The 16634-nt window shown below is 66.0% G+C and carries 11 protein-coding genes and 1 tRNA gene; 4 read left to right on the top strand and 8 right to left on the bottom strand.

Annotated elements, in window-relative coordinates; genetic code table 11:
• Window positions 1-6 precede the first annotated feature (6 nt).
• On the bottom strand, window positions 7-930 hold the full coding sequence (locus AC1RM6_RS06535; RefSeq protein WP_493099251.1) for a LysR family transcriptional regulator: 924 nt from the start codon (window positions 928-930) through the stop codon (window positions 7-9).
• A 9-nt stretch (window positions 931-939) separates the two neighbouring features.
• On the opposite strand from AC1RM6_RS06535, the gene AC1RM6_RS06530 reads away from it, so the two are divergent.
• Together AC1RM6_RS06530 and AC1RM6_RS06525 are read left to right on the top strand one after the other, a co-directional pair.
• Entirely contained in the window at window positions 940-1500 is a 561-nt protein-coding gene (locus tag AC1RM6_RS06530) for a carboxymuconolactone decarboxylase family protein (protein WP_493099249.1), read from the top strand.
• Between the two features lie 41 nt (window positions 1501-1541).
• Window positions 1542-2918: an aldehyde dehydrogenase family protein gene (locus AC1RM6_RS06525; RefSeq protein ID WP_493099246.1), complete on the top strand. Its 1377-nt coding sequence runs from the start codon at window positions 1542-1544 to the stop codon at window positions 2916-2918.
• 48 nt (window positions 2919-2966) lie between these two features.
• Here the strand turns inward: AC1RM6_RS06525 and AC1RM6_RS06520 are convergent, their stop codons facing one another.
• The gene (locus AC1RM6_RS06520; protein ID WP_493099244.1) at window positions 2967-3551 is read right to left on the bottom strand and encodes a hypothetical protein; all 585 of its coding nucleotides are present in this window, start codon (window positions 3549-3551) and stop codon (window positions 2967-2969) included.
• Window positions 3552-3894: 343 nt separating this feature from the next.
• On the opposite strand from AC1RM6_RS06520, the gene AC1RM6_RS06515 reads away from it, so the two are divergent.
• A complete protein-coding gene (locus tag AC1RM6_RS06515; RefSeq protein ID WP_493099242.1) occupies window positions 3895-7023 on the top strand; it encodes a sensor histidine kinase in 3129 nt (1042 codons plus the stop codon).
• A 22-nt stretch (window positions 7024-7045) separates the two neighbouring features.
• Here AC1RM6_RS06515 and AC1RM6_RS06510 read toward each other — a convergent pair whose 3' ends face one another.
• From AC1RM6_RS06510 to AC1RM6_RS06500, 3 genes are all read right to left on the bottom strand, one after another.
• Complete coding sequence (locus AC1RM6_RS06510) at window positions 7046-7687, bottom strand: response regulator (protein WP_493099240.1); 642 nt, start codon at window positions 7685-7687, stop codon at window positions 7046-7048.
• Between the two features lie 420 nt (window positions 7688-8107).
• Window positions 8108-8737 (bottom strand): response regulator, encoded by a 630-nt coding sequence (locus tag AC1RM6_RS06505; RefSeq protein WP_493099238.1) that lies wholly within the window; start codon window positions 8735-8737, stop codon window positions 8108-8110.
• Window positions 8734-10344, bottom strand: a complete 1611-nt coding sequence (locus tag AC1RM6_RS06500) for a sensor histidine kinase (RefSeq protein ID WP_493099236.1) — start codon at window positions 10342-10344, stop codon at window positions 8734-8736. Before AC1RM6_RS06500 ends, AC1RM6_RS06505 begins: the two co-directional genes overlap by 4 nt.
• Window positions 10345-10577: 233 nt before the next feature.
• Here AC1RM6_RS06500 and AC1RM6_RS06495 point away from each other — a divergent pair, with 233 nt between their 5' ends.
• On the top strand, window positions 10578-13106 hold the full coding sequence (locus AC1RM6_RS06495) for a TonB-dependent receptor (RefSeq protein WP_493099234.1): 2529 nt from the start codon (window positions 10578-10580) through the stop codon (window positions 13104-13106).
• 240 nt (window positions 13107-13346) lie between these two features.
• On the opposite strand, the gene AC1RM6_RS06490 is transcribed toward AC1RM6_RS06495, so the two are convergent.
• The 3 genes from AC1RM6_RS06490 to mrdA form a co-directional block, all read right to left on the bottom strand.
• Window positions 13347-13422: transfer RNA gene (locus AC1RM6_RS06490), tRNA-Lys, on the bottom strand.
• Between the two features lie 108 nt (window positions 13423-13530).
• Window positions 13531-14640, bottom strand: coding sequence for a rod shape-determining protein RodA (gene rodA / locus AC1RM6_RS06485; protein WP_493099232.1), 1110 nt, complete (start codon window positions 14638-14640; stop codon window positions 13531-13533).
• A complete protein-coding gene (mrdA, locus tag AC1RM6_RS06480) occupies window positions 14637-16616 on the bottom strand; it encodes a penicillin-binding protein 2 (protein WP_493099562.1) in 1980 nt (659 codons plus the stop codon). The genes rodA and mrdA overlap by 4 nt, the downstream gene beginning before the upstream one ends.
• Between the last annotated feature and the right edge of the window lie 18 nt (window positions 16617-16634).

Raw genomic sequence — 16634 nt, 5'->3', positions numbered from 1 at the left:
GTTGCCTCAATCGGAACGCAGCGCCGTGCGGCAGGCGACGTCCCAGGGCTGCTCGCCGCCGAAATGCGCGACCAGGAAATCGGCGAGCATCGCCAGCTTGGCCGGCAACGGCCCCGCCGGACGGACGAGATGAAGCCCCATCACCGGCAGTGGATGGTCGGCGAGGACCGGTACCAGCGTTCCGGCCTCGAGTTGGCGATAGATCATGAATGCCGGGAAGATGCCGATGCCGAGCCCGGCGACCGCCGCCGCGCGCAATGCCTCGCCGCTGTCGGCACGGATCCGCCCCTGGACGCGGATGCCGACCGGACGCGGCCTGGCGTCGAACATCCACAGGCCGGGGTCGCGGGTGCCGGCGTAGATCAGCACATCATGGTCGGCGAGGTCCTGCGGCAGCTTCGGGGTGCTGTGGCCCTCCAGATAGCCGGGCGACGCGGCGACGATCGCGCGCATCGGCGCGATCTTGCGCGCGACGAGGCTCGAATTGCCGAGCGCGCCGATCCGCAGCGCCGCATCATATCCTTCGCTAACGATATCATGGACATGATCGCCATAGCTGACATCGAGCGCGAGCCGGGGATGGCGTCCGGCGAAGGCGGCGAGCACCGGCGCGAGATGCTCGACGCCGAAGGAGAGGGGGACTGCGAGGCGCAACTGCCCCGCCAGTTCGCCGTCGCGCCCGGCCAGCGCCGCGCGCGCCTCCTCCGCCTCGGCGAGGATACGCTGGGCGTGGACGAGGAACGTCTGCCCCGCCTCGGTCAGCGAGATGCCACGGGTGGTGCGGGTCAGCAGCCGGGCGCCGAGTTCGGCCTCGAGCCTGGCGAGCCGCCGGCTGACGATCGACTTCGACACGCCCAGCCGATCGCCCGCCCGGGTCAGCCCGCCGAGGCCGGCGGCGTGGACGAAGGCCTGAAGATCGGAAAATTCCATGCCCGTTGATTGTCGGTCGGCGGGCGCAAGGCAATAGCCGACGGCGTCGGTGCATCACAGCCCGCTGCGCCGCTCGATATCGCCATCCGCTGCAGCCATGTCGATTTCATTCGCTTTACGACGTTTTACGGGTGGCGGGCGATGGCACCCGATATGATCGATCCGTCTTCCGCGGCCCGTCGACACCGGCGGTCGAACGGCTCGAATGAAGGGGCATGCGCCATGTCGATGATAGACTGGAACCAATATCGCGATCAGATTTTCGCCGGCGTAGCCGGGCTCGGCAAGCTGTCGCCCGAAACGACGCGGGGCTATGCGGCGCTGAGCGGGGCGAGCGCCAGGACCGGGCATATCGATGCCAAAACCCGGGAGTTGATCGCGGTAGCCTGCGCTATCACATTGCGGTGCGACGGTTGCATCACCGTCCACACCAAGGCTGCCCGGGATGCCGGCGCCACCCAGGAGGAGGTCGCCGAGGCGCTCGGGATCGGGATCGCGCTGAACGCGGGTGCCGCGCTGGTCTACTCGGCCCGCGCGATGGATGCGTTTTCGGCTTCGGCCGAGAGCTGAACGACAATTTCGCGCCGGTTGCGGCGATTGTGGAGGCAAGAATGATCGAAGTCGTACAGGCCTATGATCGCGCACCGATCGCCGAACTTCCCGGCGACGACGCCGCCGCGCTCGAGTCGAAGCTCGCGACCGCACGCCGGCTGTTCCTCGATCGGCAGGCGTGGCTCAAGCCGCATGAGCGGATCGCCATCCTCCACAAGCTGGCCGAGCGTGTCGCCGGGCAACGCGAAACCTTCGCCATGCTGATCGCGCGCGAGGGCGGCAAGCCCTATGCCGATGCGCTGGTCGAAACCGATCGTGCGATCGACGGCATACGCAGCGCTGCCGAGCTGTTGCGCACCCGCGGCGGGGTCGAAATCCCGATGGGGCTGACCCCGGCCAGCGACGGCCGGCGCGCCTGGACGATCCATGAGCCGATCGGCGTGGTCGCGGCGATCTCGGCGTTCAACCACCCGCTCAACCTGATCGTCCACCAGGTCGTGCCCGCCATCGCCACCGGATGCCCGGTGATCGTCAAGCCGGCCGGCGCGACGCCTATGTGCTGCTTCGAGCTGGTCAGGCTGATCCACGAAGCGGGGATGCCCGAAGGCTGGGTCCAGACCTTCCTCCCCGAGGAACGCGGCCTGGCGGAGAAGTTCGCGACGGATCCGCGCGTCGCCTTTCTGAGCTTCATCGGATCGGCGCGGGTCGGCTGGCATCTGCACTCGATTCTCGCCCCCGGCGCGCGATGCGCGCTGGAGCATGGTGGCGTCGCGCCGCTGATCATCGATCGCGACGTCGACCTCGACGCGATCATCGAACCGATCGCCAAGGGCGGCTATTATCATGCCGGGCAGGTGTGCGTTTCGGTGCAGCGCATCTATGTCCATTCCGACATACGCGACGCCTTCCTCGAACGCTTCGCCGCGCGGGTCGACCGGCTGCGGGTCGGGGATCCGACCCTGCCCGACACCGAGGTGGGACCGCTGATCAACCCGGCCGAGGCCGACCGCGTCGAAAGCTGGATCGGCGAAGCGGTGGCCGCCGGCGCCCGCCTGATCGGCGGCGGGCGGTTGAGCGAGACGACCCTCAAACCCGCGATCCTGGTCGAGCCGCCGGTCGACGCCAAGGTATCGACGCTCGAGGTGTTCGGGCCTTTGACCTGCGTCTATGGCTATGACCATCTCGACCAGGCGATCGCCGCGGCGAACGCGCTGCCGGTCGCCTTCCAGTCGAGCATCTTCACCCGCGACCTGCCGAACGCGCTCGACGCCGCCGAACGGCTCGACGCCTCGGCGGTGATGATCAACGATCATAGCGCGTTCCGGACCGACTGGATGCCGTTCGCCGGGCGTCATGTGTCGGGACATGGGGTGGGCGGAATCCCCTATACGATGCATGAGATGACCGCCGAGAAGATGATCCTGTTCAAACGATAGGACCCTGCCGACTGGGCCGTCGCCACCCGCCTGCAGGCGGGCCGCCCGTCAGGAGGCCGTCGGCGGCTCGATCACCACGATCTTCATCTGCTGGTTCCGGAGCCGCCAGGTGCGGGTGACGCGCAGGACCACCGGCGAGATCACCCAGGTGATCAGCGCCGACATCATGATCGAGGTCATCGCGATGCGGACGACGAAGGGGACGCCCGACGCGACGATCTCGAGCAGCCGGACGATCGCCAGCAGCAAAGGGAAGGTGACCAGCCAGCTCGCGAGCAGCGCCTTCCATTTCGGTCCTGAGGCGCCGCTCGGGACCGCGATGCGCACGACCGGCCGTTCGATCCGGCACAATTCCCGCAGCGAATGGCTTTCGAACCCGTCGATCATCTGCCGGTGAAGCGGCGATGCATGCCATGCCGCGAGCGCGCGCTCGTCGCGGAACTGCGAGACGAGGAAGCTGAGACCGCCTTCCTGCTGGATCAGCAGGGTGGCGAGATGGTGGGTCGGCTCGCCGGCCGCCCCGAACACCCGCTCGAATTCATCGGCGATGAAGCGTTCATGCCCGCCCCGCGCGATCAGCGTGGTGATGGTGGTGAGCAAGGCCCCCTCCGGTGGCGTGTCGGTTTCGGCCATCAGGCCGGCCCGCGCCGGATCGCGGCATAGCGCAGGCGTGCGCAGTCATGACGCGCGGGGCAGCGGCGCTCCTCGGCCGGGGTTGCGGATATGACGGCCATGGCGATGACGTTCCCCCAGGCCCCTTTCGTTCGCGCGGCGTGCCGGACAGGTCTCGCACCCGCCGCCGACCGGCACATCACCCATATGACACCGCGCGATCACCCGTTGGGGTGATGCCGCCTGCCGCATCGGCGATCACAGTCCGACCGACCCCATCCGGCGGAACGAACCCGCCCCGGCCGGAGTGGATCGGCGCCGCGAGAAGGGGGCAATGATGAGCCATTCGCCGGCCCGACCTCGCATGAGCGCGCGGCGCGCTACCGCGCTCGATCGATGGGTCCGCGCGGTCCTGCTTGCCGTCCTCCTGATCGTCGCCGCGCCATTGGCCGCCGGCGCCGAGGTGCGCGACCCGCCGCGCAAACTGATCGACTACAAGCATTCGCGCTGGACCGCCGCCGAACATGTTCCGCCGATCATCTACGCGATCACCCAGGACCAACGCGGTTATCTGATCCTGGGAAGTTCGATCGGCCTCTATCGGTTCGACGGCATCAGTTTCGAGGAGATCATATCGCGCGATCGGGAATTGGTGCACGGTCGGATCCTGTTTCTCCTGAAAGCGCAGGACGGCACGATCTGGGTCTTCTACGACCATGGCATGATCGCGACCTATCGCGCCGGCATATTGCGGATGGATCGTTCGGTCCCGAGCACCGCACCGGAACCCAGTGGCGTGGCCCAGAGCCGCGACGGCACGATCTGGGTGCTTCAGCAGGGCACCGATCGCCCCTTTCTGGTTCGCCGGAACGGGAGGTGGGCGAGGGTCGACGGCGCGTTCGACGTCAATGACGGAACGTCGTTTCGCGGCATTTTCGTTTCCCGGGACGGAACGATCTGGCTGGAATCCTATGAAACACTTTACAGGCGCCGCGAGAATGAGGCGCGATTCATTCGCGTCGCGAAGACCTTCGGCCGGACCAAGCTCAGCGAGGACATCGAGGGACATCTCTGGATTTCGGACGACCGCGGCACCCGCCTGCTGCGACCGACGACCACCGAAGGCAACGTCTACCCGACGCCGCCATTTCGTCGCTGGACGGCGGTCACCCATTTCGACCGGGATGGCAATCTGTGGATCGCGAACGGAGATGGCCTGTTTCGGGTGCAGGAGCCACGGGCGGACGCGTCCCGGACGGCCAGCGACCTGAAGGCGGCAGTCGAAGGATTGTCATCGAAGGACGGATTGACCGCCGACACCACGACGCCGCTGTTCGAGGATCGCGAGGGGAATATCTGGGTGGGCACGACCCGCGGTCTCGACGAATTCCGCAAGGTCAGCATCATCAACGAGCCGCGACTGACCGTGGCGTCGGCAAATGGCGCCGGGCTGCTCGCCGCATCCGACGGCTCGGTCTATATCGGAACCACCGATGCGCTGTACCAGGTGCCGCCGCACGGCCGACCGAAGCTCCTCGCCACATCGCTGGCCGCTCCGCGCTTCATCTGCGAGGCAGCCCATGGCGAGGTCGTCGTGATGGCGAGCAATGTCTTCATCTACATAAAAAATGGTGCCCTGACAAAACGATCTCCTCCGGCCATATTTTCGAGGCATCTCGGTTCCGACAATATCGGCGGATGTGCTCTGGATAAGGCGCGCGGAATCCTCTGGGTCACGCGATCCCCGATTTCGGACGCGGCGATGTCGCTTTACGGATATCGCGACGGGCGGTGGCGTCTGGCCTCGCCCCCCGGCAGGCTGTCGCCGGCGGCGCTTACCTCGACCAGCGATGGCAAGACGATCGCGTTGCTCGGCGCGGGCGATATCGGCCCGCTCGATTCCCAGGGGCGGATCATAGCTCCCCTCGTCACGCACGCCCGGATCGGGGGCAAGCCGCTCCGCATCGCGATCATCGATCGGCTGATCCGGAGCACCAGCCAGGGCATCGTCATCGGCGGACCATTCGGCCTGGCACGGGTCCATGACCGGTCGCTGCAGGTCGCGGATCTGGGACGCTTCCCATGGCTGTCCGGATTGACCGATCTGGTCGAAACCCCGGAAGGCCAGACCTGGATGCTCGGGCAGGTCGGCATCGTCCGCGTGGATACGGCCGAACTCGGCCGTGCCTTTGCCCCCACCCACACCATGATCACCCCGACGATCTTCGATTTCGAGGACGGGCTGCCCGAGGTCCGCAATCTCAGCAGCCAGAACGGCGCGGTCCGCGGCGGCGACGGCCGGATCTGGTTCAACCTCGTCGGAGGCGTGGTCTGGATCGATCCGGCGAAGCTGATCCGCAACAATATTCCGCCGCCCGTGCATATTCGCGGGCTCCTGGCGGGGTCGGTGCAATATCGCGATCCGCCGCCGGCGGTCGAACTGGCCCGGGGAACGACGAGCATCGCCATCAGCTATGCCGGCCTGAGCTTCACCGTCCCGCGGCGGGTGCATTTCCGCTATCAGCTCGAGGGTGTCGATCAGGACTGGGTGGACGCGGGCGAGCGGCGCGAGGCGTTCTATACCAATCTCGGCGCCGGCACCTACCGCTTCCGGGTGATGGCGGCGAACAATGACGGGGTATGGAACCGCGAAGGTGCGACGGTGACGTTCACCATCCCGCCGACGTTGGTGCAGTCGATCTGGTTCAAGCTGCTGTGCCTCGCTCTGTCGGCGCTGCTGATATGGCTATTGCTCCGCCTGAGGACGCGATCGGTCCGGGCCCGTATGCAGGCGCGCTTCGACGTACAGACGGCCGAACGCGAGCGCATCGCCCGCGAACTCCACGACACGCTGCTGCAGGGCGTCCAGGGGCTGACCCTGGTGGTCCAGACCGCGATCGAGGGCCTTCCGGCCGGAAACCGGTCGCGTGAGACGATCGAGCAGGCGCTCGACCGCGCCGACGCGATCATCGGCGACGGCCGCGACCAGGTGTTGGCGCTGCGCAGCGATGCGGCGCCCGACGGCCTGGCGGAGGCGCTGCGGCAGGCGGCGCGATCGATCGCGCCAGGCCCGATCCCAAGCTGCCAGCTCTCGGTCGAAGGAATAGCGCAGGCGGTGAGGCCCGAGGTCAGCCGCGAACTGTTGCGGATCGCGGAAGAATCGCTGCGCAACGCGGTCCGTCACGCATCGGCGAGCCGGATCACGATATGGCTGCATTTTTCCCGGCAGGAACTCGCGCTGACCGTGCGCGACGACGGGACGGGGATCGCGCCGCAGATCCTGGAGAGGGGGCGCCTGGGCCATTATGGGCTGGTCGGCATGCGCGAGCGCGCCGAGCAGATGAACGGTCGGCTCGAGATCGCGACCGAACCGGGGAGGGGGACCGACATACGCCTGAGCGTTCCCGCGAAGATCGCCTATCAGGACCAGCGGCGACCGTCATGGAACCGCCTCGGTACGGCCTGGCGTCGCCGCGCGATGGGCGAACGCTAAACCTGACCCGACCAGCCAGACTCTAGCGCAGCATGAATCCCCGCCGGCTGGCGACGGTGACCGCGTGCGTGCGATCGTCGACGCCGAGCTTCTCGAAGATATGCTTGAGATGCGCCTTGATGGTATCGATCGACAGGTCCAGCCGCCGCGCGATCATCTTGTTGGCATGGCCGTCCGCCACCAACCCCAATATCTCCACCTCGCGGCCGGTGAGATGCTCGTCGAGCGCGTGCGACGCGAGTTCATGCGCGATTTCCGGGCTCATCGCCGAACGGCCCGCCATGACCCGGCGGATCGCTTCGAGAAGCTCCTTGCGGATGCAATTCTTGAGCAGGTAGCCGGCGGCGCCGGCTTGGATGGCGCGCACCACCTGGGCGTCGCCGGGATAGGTGGTCAGGACGATGATCCTGACGTGCGACGACCGCCGCCGGATCGCCTCGATCGCTTCGAGCCCCCCCATTCCGGGCATCTGGATGTCCATCAGGACGAGGTCCGGCTGGAATTCCTCGAACCGCCTTATCGCTTCGGCGCCGTCGCCCGCCTCGGCCACGACCGTCATGTCCGGCTGGAGGTTGATCAGCCCGGATATGCCGTCGCGTACCAATGGATGATCGTCGGCGATCACTATTCGTATTGGAAGAGCGGGATCCGATTTCGATGGCATCCGTCGAACCTCCCCATCGCGCAACAAGCATTGCCTCGCCCCACTGTACAAGATGGACGGATGTCAGGAAATTACCCGATCGGGTGATGTATTTTGCCCGAATATTCGCAATTCCCGGCGACGGATGGACATATGTCATGCTGGCATATCGAACATGTTGGCGTAGAGTTGCGGCGACGGCCCGGCGGTGACGGGGGCAGCGAAGCGAAACACCCGGCCAGCCCCGGACGACATCAGACCCAAACCCGACCAACTTTGCACGTCATGACGGAGTCGATTTTGGCTCGGCACGAGAAGGAGGGGCGCAGGAATAGCGGGGCTATTTCAAGCCCGTCCGACGCTGCGCTGGGCCAAAATCGGCCCGCCTCTGCGGGGTTGCGCTGGCGCAATCACGACGTGCAAAGTTGGTCGGGTTTGGGTCTAGGAACGGCCGTCCCGTTCGCGTACCGCCAACGCCAGTTCGGTGCGATTGCTGACCCCGAGCCTGTCGAAAATGCGGTGGAGATAGACCTTCACCGCCCCCTCGGTGATGTTCAGTTCGCCGGCGATGTCCTTGTTGCGCAGGCCGGCGGCGACGCCCTCGACGATCTTGCGGTCGCGGTCGGACAGCATGGCCAGCGGATCGGCGGACGCAGGCTGCGCGACCAGCCGGAAGGCCTTGTCCATCAACGCCAGATCGATGAAGCGTTCGCCCGCGCGCACCTTCTCGATCGCGATCTGCAGCATCGCCGCCGCCGTGTCCTTGAAGACGATGCCGTCGACGCGCGCCTTGATCGCCCGCAACAGGCTTGGGTCGTCGAGTTCGGCGGTCAGCAGCAGCACCGGGCGCTCGTCGCCATCGGCGCGCAGCTGTTCGAGGACCGCGACACCGCTCCGACCGGGCATGCGGATATCGAGGATCGCGACATCGGGATCGTCGCGCCGGATCGCCGCCAGCGCCGCGTCGCCGTCGCCGACCGAGGCGACGATCGCATAGCCGAGACTGCCGAGCACGGCCTCGAGCCCGGCGCGAAGAAATTCGTGATCGTCGGCGATCAACAGCCGGGTCATGCCGGTTCCGCCATCGGCAGATCGATGTCGAGCCGAGTACCGGCCGCGTCCGACCGCAGCCTCAGCGTGCCGCCAAGCGCCTTGACCCGATCCGCGATCGACCGCGGTTCGATGGCTTCATTGCCCGATCCGTCATCCTCGATCGACAAGGTCAAATGCGTCGGGTCCGGCAGGGCCACGCCGATACGGACGGTGCCTGCCTTGCCGTGGCGTACCGCGTTGGCGATGGCTTCGCGTATGATCTGTTGCACGTTGAAGATGATCCCGGTGGGCAGGGTCAGGTGGCCGGGACCCATATCGACTATGACGGTGATCAACCAGAGCTCGGCCAGCCGGCCGGTGATTTCCATGACCTCCTGATGCAGGTCGCGCTTTCCCGGCTGCACCTCCCCGCGCCGCAACCGATCGATGATCGCGCGGACATGGTCCTGCTCGGCGGACAGCCCCGCGACCATCCTCTGCATTTCGGCCGTGACATCGTGCTGGTCCGGGATACGTCGCCGCAGCGCCTCGATCCGGAAGCGGGTGCCGGCGAGGGTCTGGACGACGCTGTCGTGCAGGTCGGTCGCGATTTGCGACCGTAGCCGCGACATTGCGACCTCGCGCTGCAGCGCCTCGGTCTCCTCTTCGTCGATCGCCGCGGCAATCTCTCGTGCGACGCCGGATGCACCCAGCAGGTCGTCGGAGCATATCCCGACTATGCCGGTCAGCACCACGAGCCCATGCCCACTACGCCCCCTGACCGGGATCGAAAGCCCTTCACCGATGCCCAGCATCGCGATCAGCCCGCCGGGCCGGGTGTCGCCATGGGCGGACAGGCGCCGGTCCGCATCGATCGCCAGCGTTCTGTGGCGAAGCGTGTCGAACAGCATCGGATCGATGCCCGCATCGTCGATCGAAGCGCGCGAAAGGGCGGGAAGGGGGGCTTGCGCCCCATATATTTGCGGCCGCGCTTCCCCCTCGCCGATCCAGGCGATCCATCCCCGCGCCGCGCCATAGGCCGCGACGGCATAGTCGATCGCCTCTTCCGGCGGCGGGTTGCCATTGCCGGCCGCCCCGCGGACATGGCGCGGTACCTGATACATGTTCCGGCTGAAGGCGAACCAGCTGAGCATCAGCGACAATGTGATCAGATAGATGAAGCGGCGGATGAACCTTGGCGTGTCGGGCCGCAGGCCGTCCCAATTTGCCAGCATCCCGGCCGCCAGGAAACACAACGCCAGCGCAACCGCCACGATCAGGATGGTACGCGGCGGCCATCGGGTCGCCGAGGTCAGGATCAGAAAGACGAAGAAGGTCACGAACGGGCTGAAGAAGTCGAGGGTCACCGCCTCGGTGACGAAGAGCCCGATCAGAAACGTCGCGGCATCGATGACGAAGCCGATTCGGGCCAGCCGATAGTCGAACCACCAGCTGCGCAACGCCACCGCGAGCATCGCGCCCGCAAACAACAGATAGGCGCCATAGACGATCCACGCCGCCGAGATGGTTCGGAACGGATGATGCGGATCGATCGCGGCCATGAACCCGAATATCACCGCCATCGCGAGGCGCATCGCGGCCAGCACCAGACCCGATCGCGATCGGCGCATAAGCGGGCTGCTCATCCAGGCACGGATCACTGTCATCTCGGTGGGTCGTCCATGCCACGAATCGCGAGGCGATCACAATCGCCGGGCAGAGCCCGTTGTTCGACCTCGCACCATGATTTTTGCGCTGCCGCACAAAGTCGCAGCACCCGTCACAAAACTGAAATCAACGATGGATAATCGGCGCTCGTAACTAAAGTTACTGGATACCAGGGCGTGCCCCAACACGGCCTTGGGGGAGACAATTGGACATGACGTATAAAAGGGTTTTGGTCGCGCTGCCGCTGGTGGCGCTGGCGATGATGGATGCGCGCATGGCCTGTGCGCAGGATGCCGTGCCGGCGGTGTCGCCGGCCACTGCCGCGGCTGATGACAGCTCGGGCCTCGGCGAGATCGTCGTGACCGCGACGCGGCGCGAGACCGATCTTCAGAAGACCCCGATGTCGATCAACGTGCTCAGCAACACCGCGATCGCCGACCGCCATGTCCAGAGCTTGTTCAACCTCGCCGACGGCGCGATTCCCTCGCTGCGCGTCGCGACCTTCGAAGCGCGCCAGTCGGCGCTGACGATCGGTATCCGCGGCATCGTCCCCTATGACCAGAACCAGACCGCACGCGACGCAGGCGTCGGCGTTTATATCGACGGCGTGGCGCTGGGTAAGACCCAGGGCCTCAATGCCGCGCTGTTCGATGTCGAGCGGATCGAGGTCCTCAAGGGCCCGCAAGGCACGCTGTTCGGTCGCAACACCGAAGGCGGCGCGCTCTCGATCGTCACCAAGGCGCCCACCGGCGAGTTCGACGGCCGTATCGTTGCCGGCATCGGCAATTATGGCAGCCATAATGGCGAGATGCATCTCGACCTGCCGGCCTGGAACAATATCGCGATCAAGCTCGACGGCGTCTATCAGCACCAGGATCCGACCGTGAAGGATCCGCTCGAAGGATCGACCGGCTGGAACTATTATGATCGCAAGGGTGGCCGCGTCGCCGCGCGCTGGACCCCGATCGAAGGGCTGACCGCCGACTTCGCCTATGACTATGCGAAGGACGAGAACACGCCGCAGTACAGCCAGCTGCTCAGCTACAACCCCAATGGCTATAATGTCGGCACCTATGGCGGCACGAACGGCACGACCCTGTTCTTCAACGGCGCCCAGTGCAACACCTCCAACGGCGCAGGCGGCCTCAACAATCCTTGCATCGCTCCCAAGGCGCCGATCGTCGGCGTCCATTCGGACCGGCAGAAGGTCGCCGATGTCGGGGTGCCGCAGCAGCCGAGCGTCGACATCACCCACGGCTTCTCGTCGCACCTGAGCTACAAGGCCGCCGACTGGATCGAGCTGCGTTCGATCACCGCATGGCGCGGGGTCAGCACCGACCAGTGGGACAATTCGGGCGGCCCCGAACGGCAGACCTATGCCCCGAACACCAATTTCAGCCGCTACAGCCTATCCTTCCTCGACCAGCACCAGTTCAGCCAGGAATTGCAGGCGGTCGGCAGCGTCAACCAGTTCGATTATGTCGTCGGCGGCTATTATTATACCGAGCATGCCAGCGAATATGCCGCGACGCCGCTCAGCAATCTGTGGAACGCCGACGGCACCGCCTACACGATCCGCAGCCCGATCCCGACCGGCGTGATCACCAGTGCCAACTCGGGCTATCAGCCTTATGCCGCGTCGTGCAACAACAGCCTGGCCGCCACCGTGCCGCAGTTCGCCAACAGCTGCCAGTTCATCGCCCGTGCCAGCGAGGCCTGGGATCATAATTATTCGCTGTTCGGCAACCTGACCTTCACCCCGGCGGGCATGGACATGCTCCACATCACCGCCGGCGGCCGCTGGACCAAGGACGATCGCCATGGCCGTCTCTATGTCGTCAACAATGCGGCGCAGGGCTTCACCTTCAGCAACAGCATCAGCCGCTTCGATCCGATGGTGAACATCGCGTTCGACGCGACCCCCGACGTCCATCTCTACGCCAAATATGCGACCGGCTTCCGCGCCGGCGGCGCCAACGACCGTTCGCAGAGCTTCAACGCCTTTGGTCCGGAAACGGTGAAGTCCTATGAGGCTGGCGCGAAGATGGATTTCCTCGACCATCATGCCCGGCTGAACGTCGCCGGCTACATCATGGACCGATCGAACACCCAGTTCGATTTCGACCTGTACGATACCAGCGCGACCAGCCCGACCAACGGCAGCCATATCGAGCAGACCCAGAATGCCGGAAACACCAAGATCCGCGGCATCGAGGCCGATCTGACGGTGAAGCCGACCGACGGGCTGACGCTCTCCGGATCCTATGCCTATACCTATTGGAAGGCGCCGGCGGCAGTGAACCCGATCACCGGCGGCGCGCCGCAGCAGCTCTATATCGTCTACACGCCGAAGCACGCCGCGTCGGGCGCGATCGACTATGTGCTGCCGGTGTTCGACGCCAAGGCGAATATCCGCCTGCACCTCGATGCCAACTATGCGAGCAGCCAGTACAGCTTCCAGCTCGAGCCGACCAAGACCGACTCCAGCTTCGTCGTGAACGGCCGCATCGCGCTCGCCGATATCGACCTGCAGAGCCGCGCCAAGCTCACGGTGGCGCTGTGGAGCCGGAACCTGTTCAACCGGACCTATATCTATCGCCGCTCGGCCGCCAATTCGTCGCCGACCTTCAACTATAACGGCAGCACGCTGGTCTCGACGAGCTATGCCGGCATTCTCGGCGACTATGGCAATCTCAACCCGCCGCGCACCTTCGGCGCCGAGGCGACCGTCAGCTTCTGATCCGATTTCCGAGGTAGTCCAGGCGAAGTGGTTCCCTGACTGCATAAACTGGGCGGGTGATCATCCGATCATCCGCCCTTTCTTTTTTGGAGAATGGCGATCGCGAAGGGGGCAAGCTGCCGGCTATATCGGCCGGGGCGAATGCGGCGTCCGCGCACATCGCCACCATCGAAAGCTGCCGCCTGACAGCGGCTTTTCCGATCAAAATGTCAGATAACGGCGCTAAGCCATTGAAAGGTTTGGTGGACGCACTTGGGCTCGAACCAAGGACCCGCTGATTAAGAGTCAGCTGCTCTACCAACTGAGCTATGCGTCCACACTACCTGCGTAGGGGCGGTTGGTGCCGCCCGTCGTGGTGAGGCGCGCCTTTAGCAGGGGATTCGCGCGGATGTAAACCGCCTTTGAAAGAAATTTTCTGTCGCGGTCAGATTCTGCCCATATGACGGCTCGAACGGTCGATCGCCATCAGCAGTCCGAGGCAGATCAGCACCGTCATCATCGCCGATCCGCCGAACGACACCATCGGCAGCGGAATGCCGACCACCGGCGCCAGACCCATCACCATCGACAGGTTGATCGCGAAATAGAAGAAGATGGTGGTGGCGAGCCCGGCGGCGGTCAGCCGGGCAAAGCGGGTGCGCGCGCGGCCCGCCACGCCCATCCCCCAGCGGATCACCAGCGAATAGGCCAGGATGATGAAGAAGCCGCCCATCAGCCCCCATTCCTCGGCCATCGTCGCGAAGACGAAGTCGGTATGGCGTTCGGGCAGATAATCGAGATGGCTCTGGGTGCCGGCGAGGAAACCCTTGCCGGTGATCCCGCCCGATCCGATCGCGATCTTCGACTGGATGATATGATAGCCCGATCCCAGCGGATCGCTTTCGGGGTTGAGGAAGATCTCGACCCGCTCGCGCTGATAATCGTGCATCAGCGACAGCGCGATCGGCAGCGCCGCCGCCGCCAGCAGCGCGCTGCCGATGAACAACCGCTTCGGCAGCCCGGCGAGGAAGGCGACGACCACCCCGCCGGCGAAGATCATCAGCGCGGTGCCGAGGTCGGGCTGGACCATCACCAGCGCGAACGGCACCCCGATCAGCGCCGCCGCCGGCCAGATCGCGATCCAGCGGCGGATCTCAGCCGCCGGCAGCATGTCGTAATAGCGCGCGACCGCGAGCACGATCGCCGGTTTCATCAGTTCGGAGGGCTGGAGCCGGATGATGCCGAGATCGAGCCAGCGCCGGCTGCCGCCACCGACGAAGCCGAACGCCTCGACCAGCACCAGCAGCATCACCAATATGCCGTAGATCGGAAAGGCCGCCGCCTTGAGCCGATGCTCGCCGAGCCGCGACAGCAGCACCGCAAGGCCGAGGAACATGCAGAAGCGCATGCCCTGGTTGAGCGCCCAGGGGGTGACGCTGCCGCCCGCGGCCGAATAGAGCACCACCAGCCCGAAGCCGGCGATCGACGCCACCAGCAGCAATATCCCCCAGGGGAGCTGGAGCAGCGGGGAGGGGACGAGCGAATAGCGGCTCATTCGAGCGGCTCCGTGCTGTTGGCCGGCGCGTCGGTCGCGGGCGGCGGCGGAGAAGCGGGAGCCGGCGGCGGGGCGACCGGGTCGTCGCGATGCTGCCAGCGCATGGCGTCGGCGGCCATGCGCTGCTCGATGGTGCCGCCCCAGCCCTGTTCCATCGCCGCGACCCGCTCCTCGGCGCGCTTGCGGTCGTAGAGCCAGGTGATCAGATCGCGGGCGATCACCGCGCCGGCGGCGCCGTGCAGGCCATGTTCGACCACCACCGACACCGCGTAACGCGGGTCGGCTACCGGCGCGAAGCCGATGAACAGGCCATGTTCGCGATATTTCCACGGCATGCCTTCGGTGCCGGTCATCCCCGCCGCGCGCATCGCCATCGAGATGCGGCGAACCTGGGCGGTGCCGGTCTTGCCGCCCATCAGTTCGCCGCCCGGCAGGTTGAGCCGCGCCGATCCGCCGGTGCCATAAGGGCCGTTGACCACCCCGCTCATCGCCTCGCGGATGAACTGGAGATGGTCGGCGCTGGCCGCCAGCGGGCCGCCCTGCGCGCCGTAGCGCCGGTTGACGATCAGCCGCGGCTGGAGATCGCGGCCCGAGGCGATCCGCGCCGCCATCATCGCCAGCTGGAGCGGGTTGGCGAGCATATAGCCCTGGCCGATCGTCGAATTGAGCGTGTCGGCCACACCCCAGCGCGCGCCCTTGTATTTGCGCGCCTTCCATTCGGCATCGGGCACGGTGCCGTAGCGCTGCGACGGCATCGGCAGCTCATATTCCTGGCCGAGCCCGAGCATCCGCGCGGTCGCGGCGATCCGCTCGATCCCGACCAGCCGCGCCATGGTGTAGAAATAGATGTCGCAGCTCGCCGCGATCGCATGCGCCATGTTGACCGGGCCATGGCCGCTGTGCCGCCAGCAATGGAAGAAGCTGTTTCCGAGCCGGTAGCGGCCGGTGCAATTGACGGTCTGGTCGGGATCGACCCCGGCCTCGAGCAGGCCGAGCGCGACCATCGGCTTGACGGTCGACCCCGGCGGATAGAGGCCCTGCATCACCTTGTTGGTGAGCGGAAGATGGTCGTTGCCCGACATCATCCCCCATTCGGCATGGCTGATGCCGTCGGAGAAGCCATTGGGGTCATAGGCCGGCATCGACACCATCGCGAGGATGCCGCCGGTCTGGGTGTCGATCACCACCGCGGCCGCGCTCTCGGGCCCCAGCCGGCGTGCGGCATAGCGCTGCAGCCCGGCATCGATCGTCAGTTGGAGCGCGTTGCCGACGACCTCGGGCCGGGTGGTCAGCTCGCGGACGATCTTGCCGTGCGCGGTCACCTCCGAACGCTTGGCGCCGGGCTTGCCCCGCAACCAAGGTTCCATCACCTTTTCAAGACCTTCCTTGCCGACCTTGAAACCCGGCGTCAGCAGGAGCGGATCCCTGGTACGGTCATAGTCGGTCGCCGACGGGCTACCGACATAGCCGGTCAGATGCGCGACCGCGGCCCCCGCCGGATAGAAGCGGCCATAGCCACTGCTTGGCGCGACCCCGGGCAGGGTGGGCTGGCGCACCGATACCGCCGCGAAGCGCTCATAAGGGACATTCTCGGCGACCGGTACCGGCTGATAGCCGCGCGCCTTGCCCAGATCCTCGCGGATGCGGTCGAGATCGTCGGCGGTGAGCGCGAGCAGCTGGCCCAGTTCGCCGAGCACCCGGTCCTTGTCGTGGAGCTGGTCGGGGATGATGTCGACGCGAAAGGTGGTGCGGTTGATCGCGATCGGTTTGCCGGCGCGGTCGATGATCCAGCCGCGCCGCGGCGGCACCAGCGTCATCTGGACGCGATTGCTTTCGGCCAGCGTCGAATAGCGTTCATTCTCGGCGATCGCGAGCCACGCCATCCGCCCCGCCAGCACCACCCCGAACGCCGCCTGCGCCCCGCCCAGCACGAAGGCGCGGCGCGTGAACGAGAAATTCTGCGCCTGTTCGGTCATGATCCGGTTGCCGCGAAA

This window comes from Rhizorhabdus sp. GW822-FHT03C02, assembly GCF_058801765.1.
The sequence above is the reverse complement of the archived record's forward strand: the minus strand, read 5'-3'. Positions and strand labels throughout refer to the sequence as shown.

Excerpts from the sequence above, each read along its gene's own strand:
- AC1RM6_RS06535 (WP_493099251.1), bottom strand. The coding sequence starts at position 930 with ATGGAATTTTCCGATCTTCAGGCCTTCGTCCACGCCGCCGGCCTCGGC.
- AC1RM6_RS06525 (WP_493099246.1), top strand. The coding sequence starts at position 1,542 with ATGATCGAAGTCGTACAGGCCTATGATCGCGCACCGATCGCCGAACTT.
- AC1RM6_RS06520 (WP_493099244.1), bottom strand. The coding sequence starts at position 3,551 with ATGGCCGAAACCGACACGCCACCGGAGGGGGCCTTGCTCACCACCATC.
- AC1RM6_RS06515 (WP_493099242.1), top strand. The coding sequence starts at position 3,895 with ATGAGCGCGCGGCGCGCTACCGCGCTCGATCGATGGGTCCGCGCGGTC.
- AC1RM6_RS06510 (WP_493099240.1), bottom strand. The coding sequence starts at position 7,687 with ATGCCATCGAAATCGGATCCCGCTCTTCCAATACGAATAGTGATCGCC.
- AC1RM6_RS06505 (WP_493099238.1), bottom strand. The coding sequence starts at position 8,737 with ATGACCCGGCTGTTGATCGCCGACGATCACGAATTTCTTCGCGCCGGG.
- AC1RM6_RS06500 (WP_493099236.1), bottom strand. The coding sequence starts at position 10,344 with ATGAGCAGCCCGCTTATGCGCCGATCGCGATCGGGTCTGGTGCTGGCC.
- AC1RM6_RS06495 (WP_493099234.1), top strand. The coding sequence starts at position 10,578 with ATGACGTATAAAAGGGTTTTGGTCGCGCTGCCGCTGGTGGCGCTGGCG.
- rodA (WP_493099232.1), bottom strand. The coding sequence starts at position 14,640 with ATGAGCCGCTATTCGCTCGTCCCCTCCCCGCTGCTCCAGCTCCCCTGG.
- mrdA (WP_493099562.1), bottom strand. The coding sequence starts at position 16,616 with ATGACCGAACAGGCGCAGAATTTCTCGTTCACGCGCCGCGCCTTCGTG.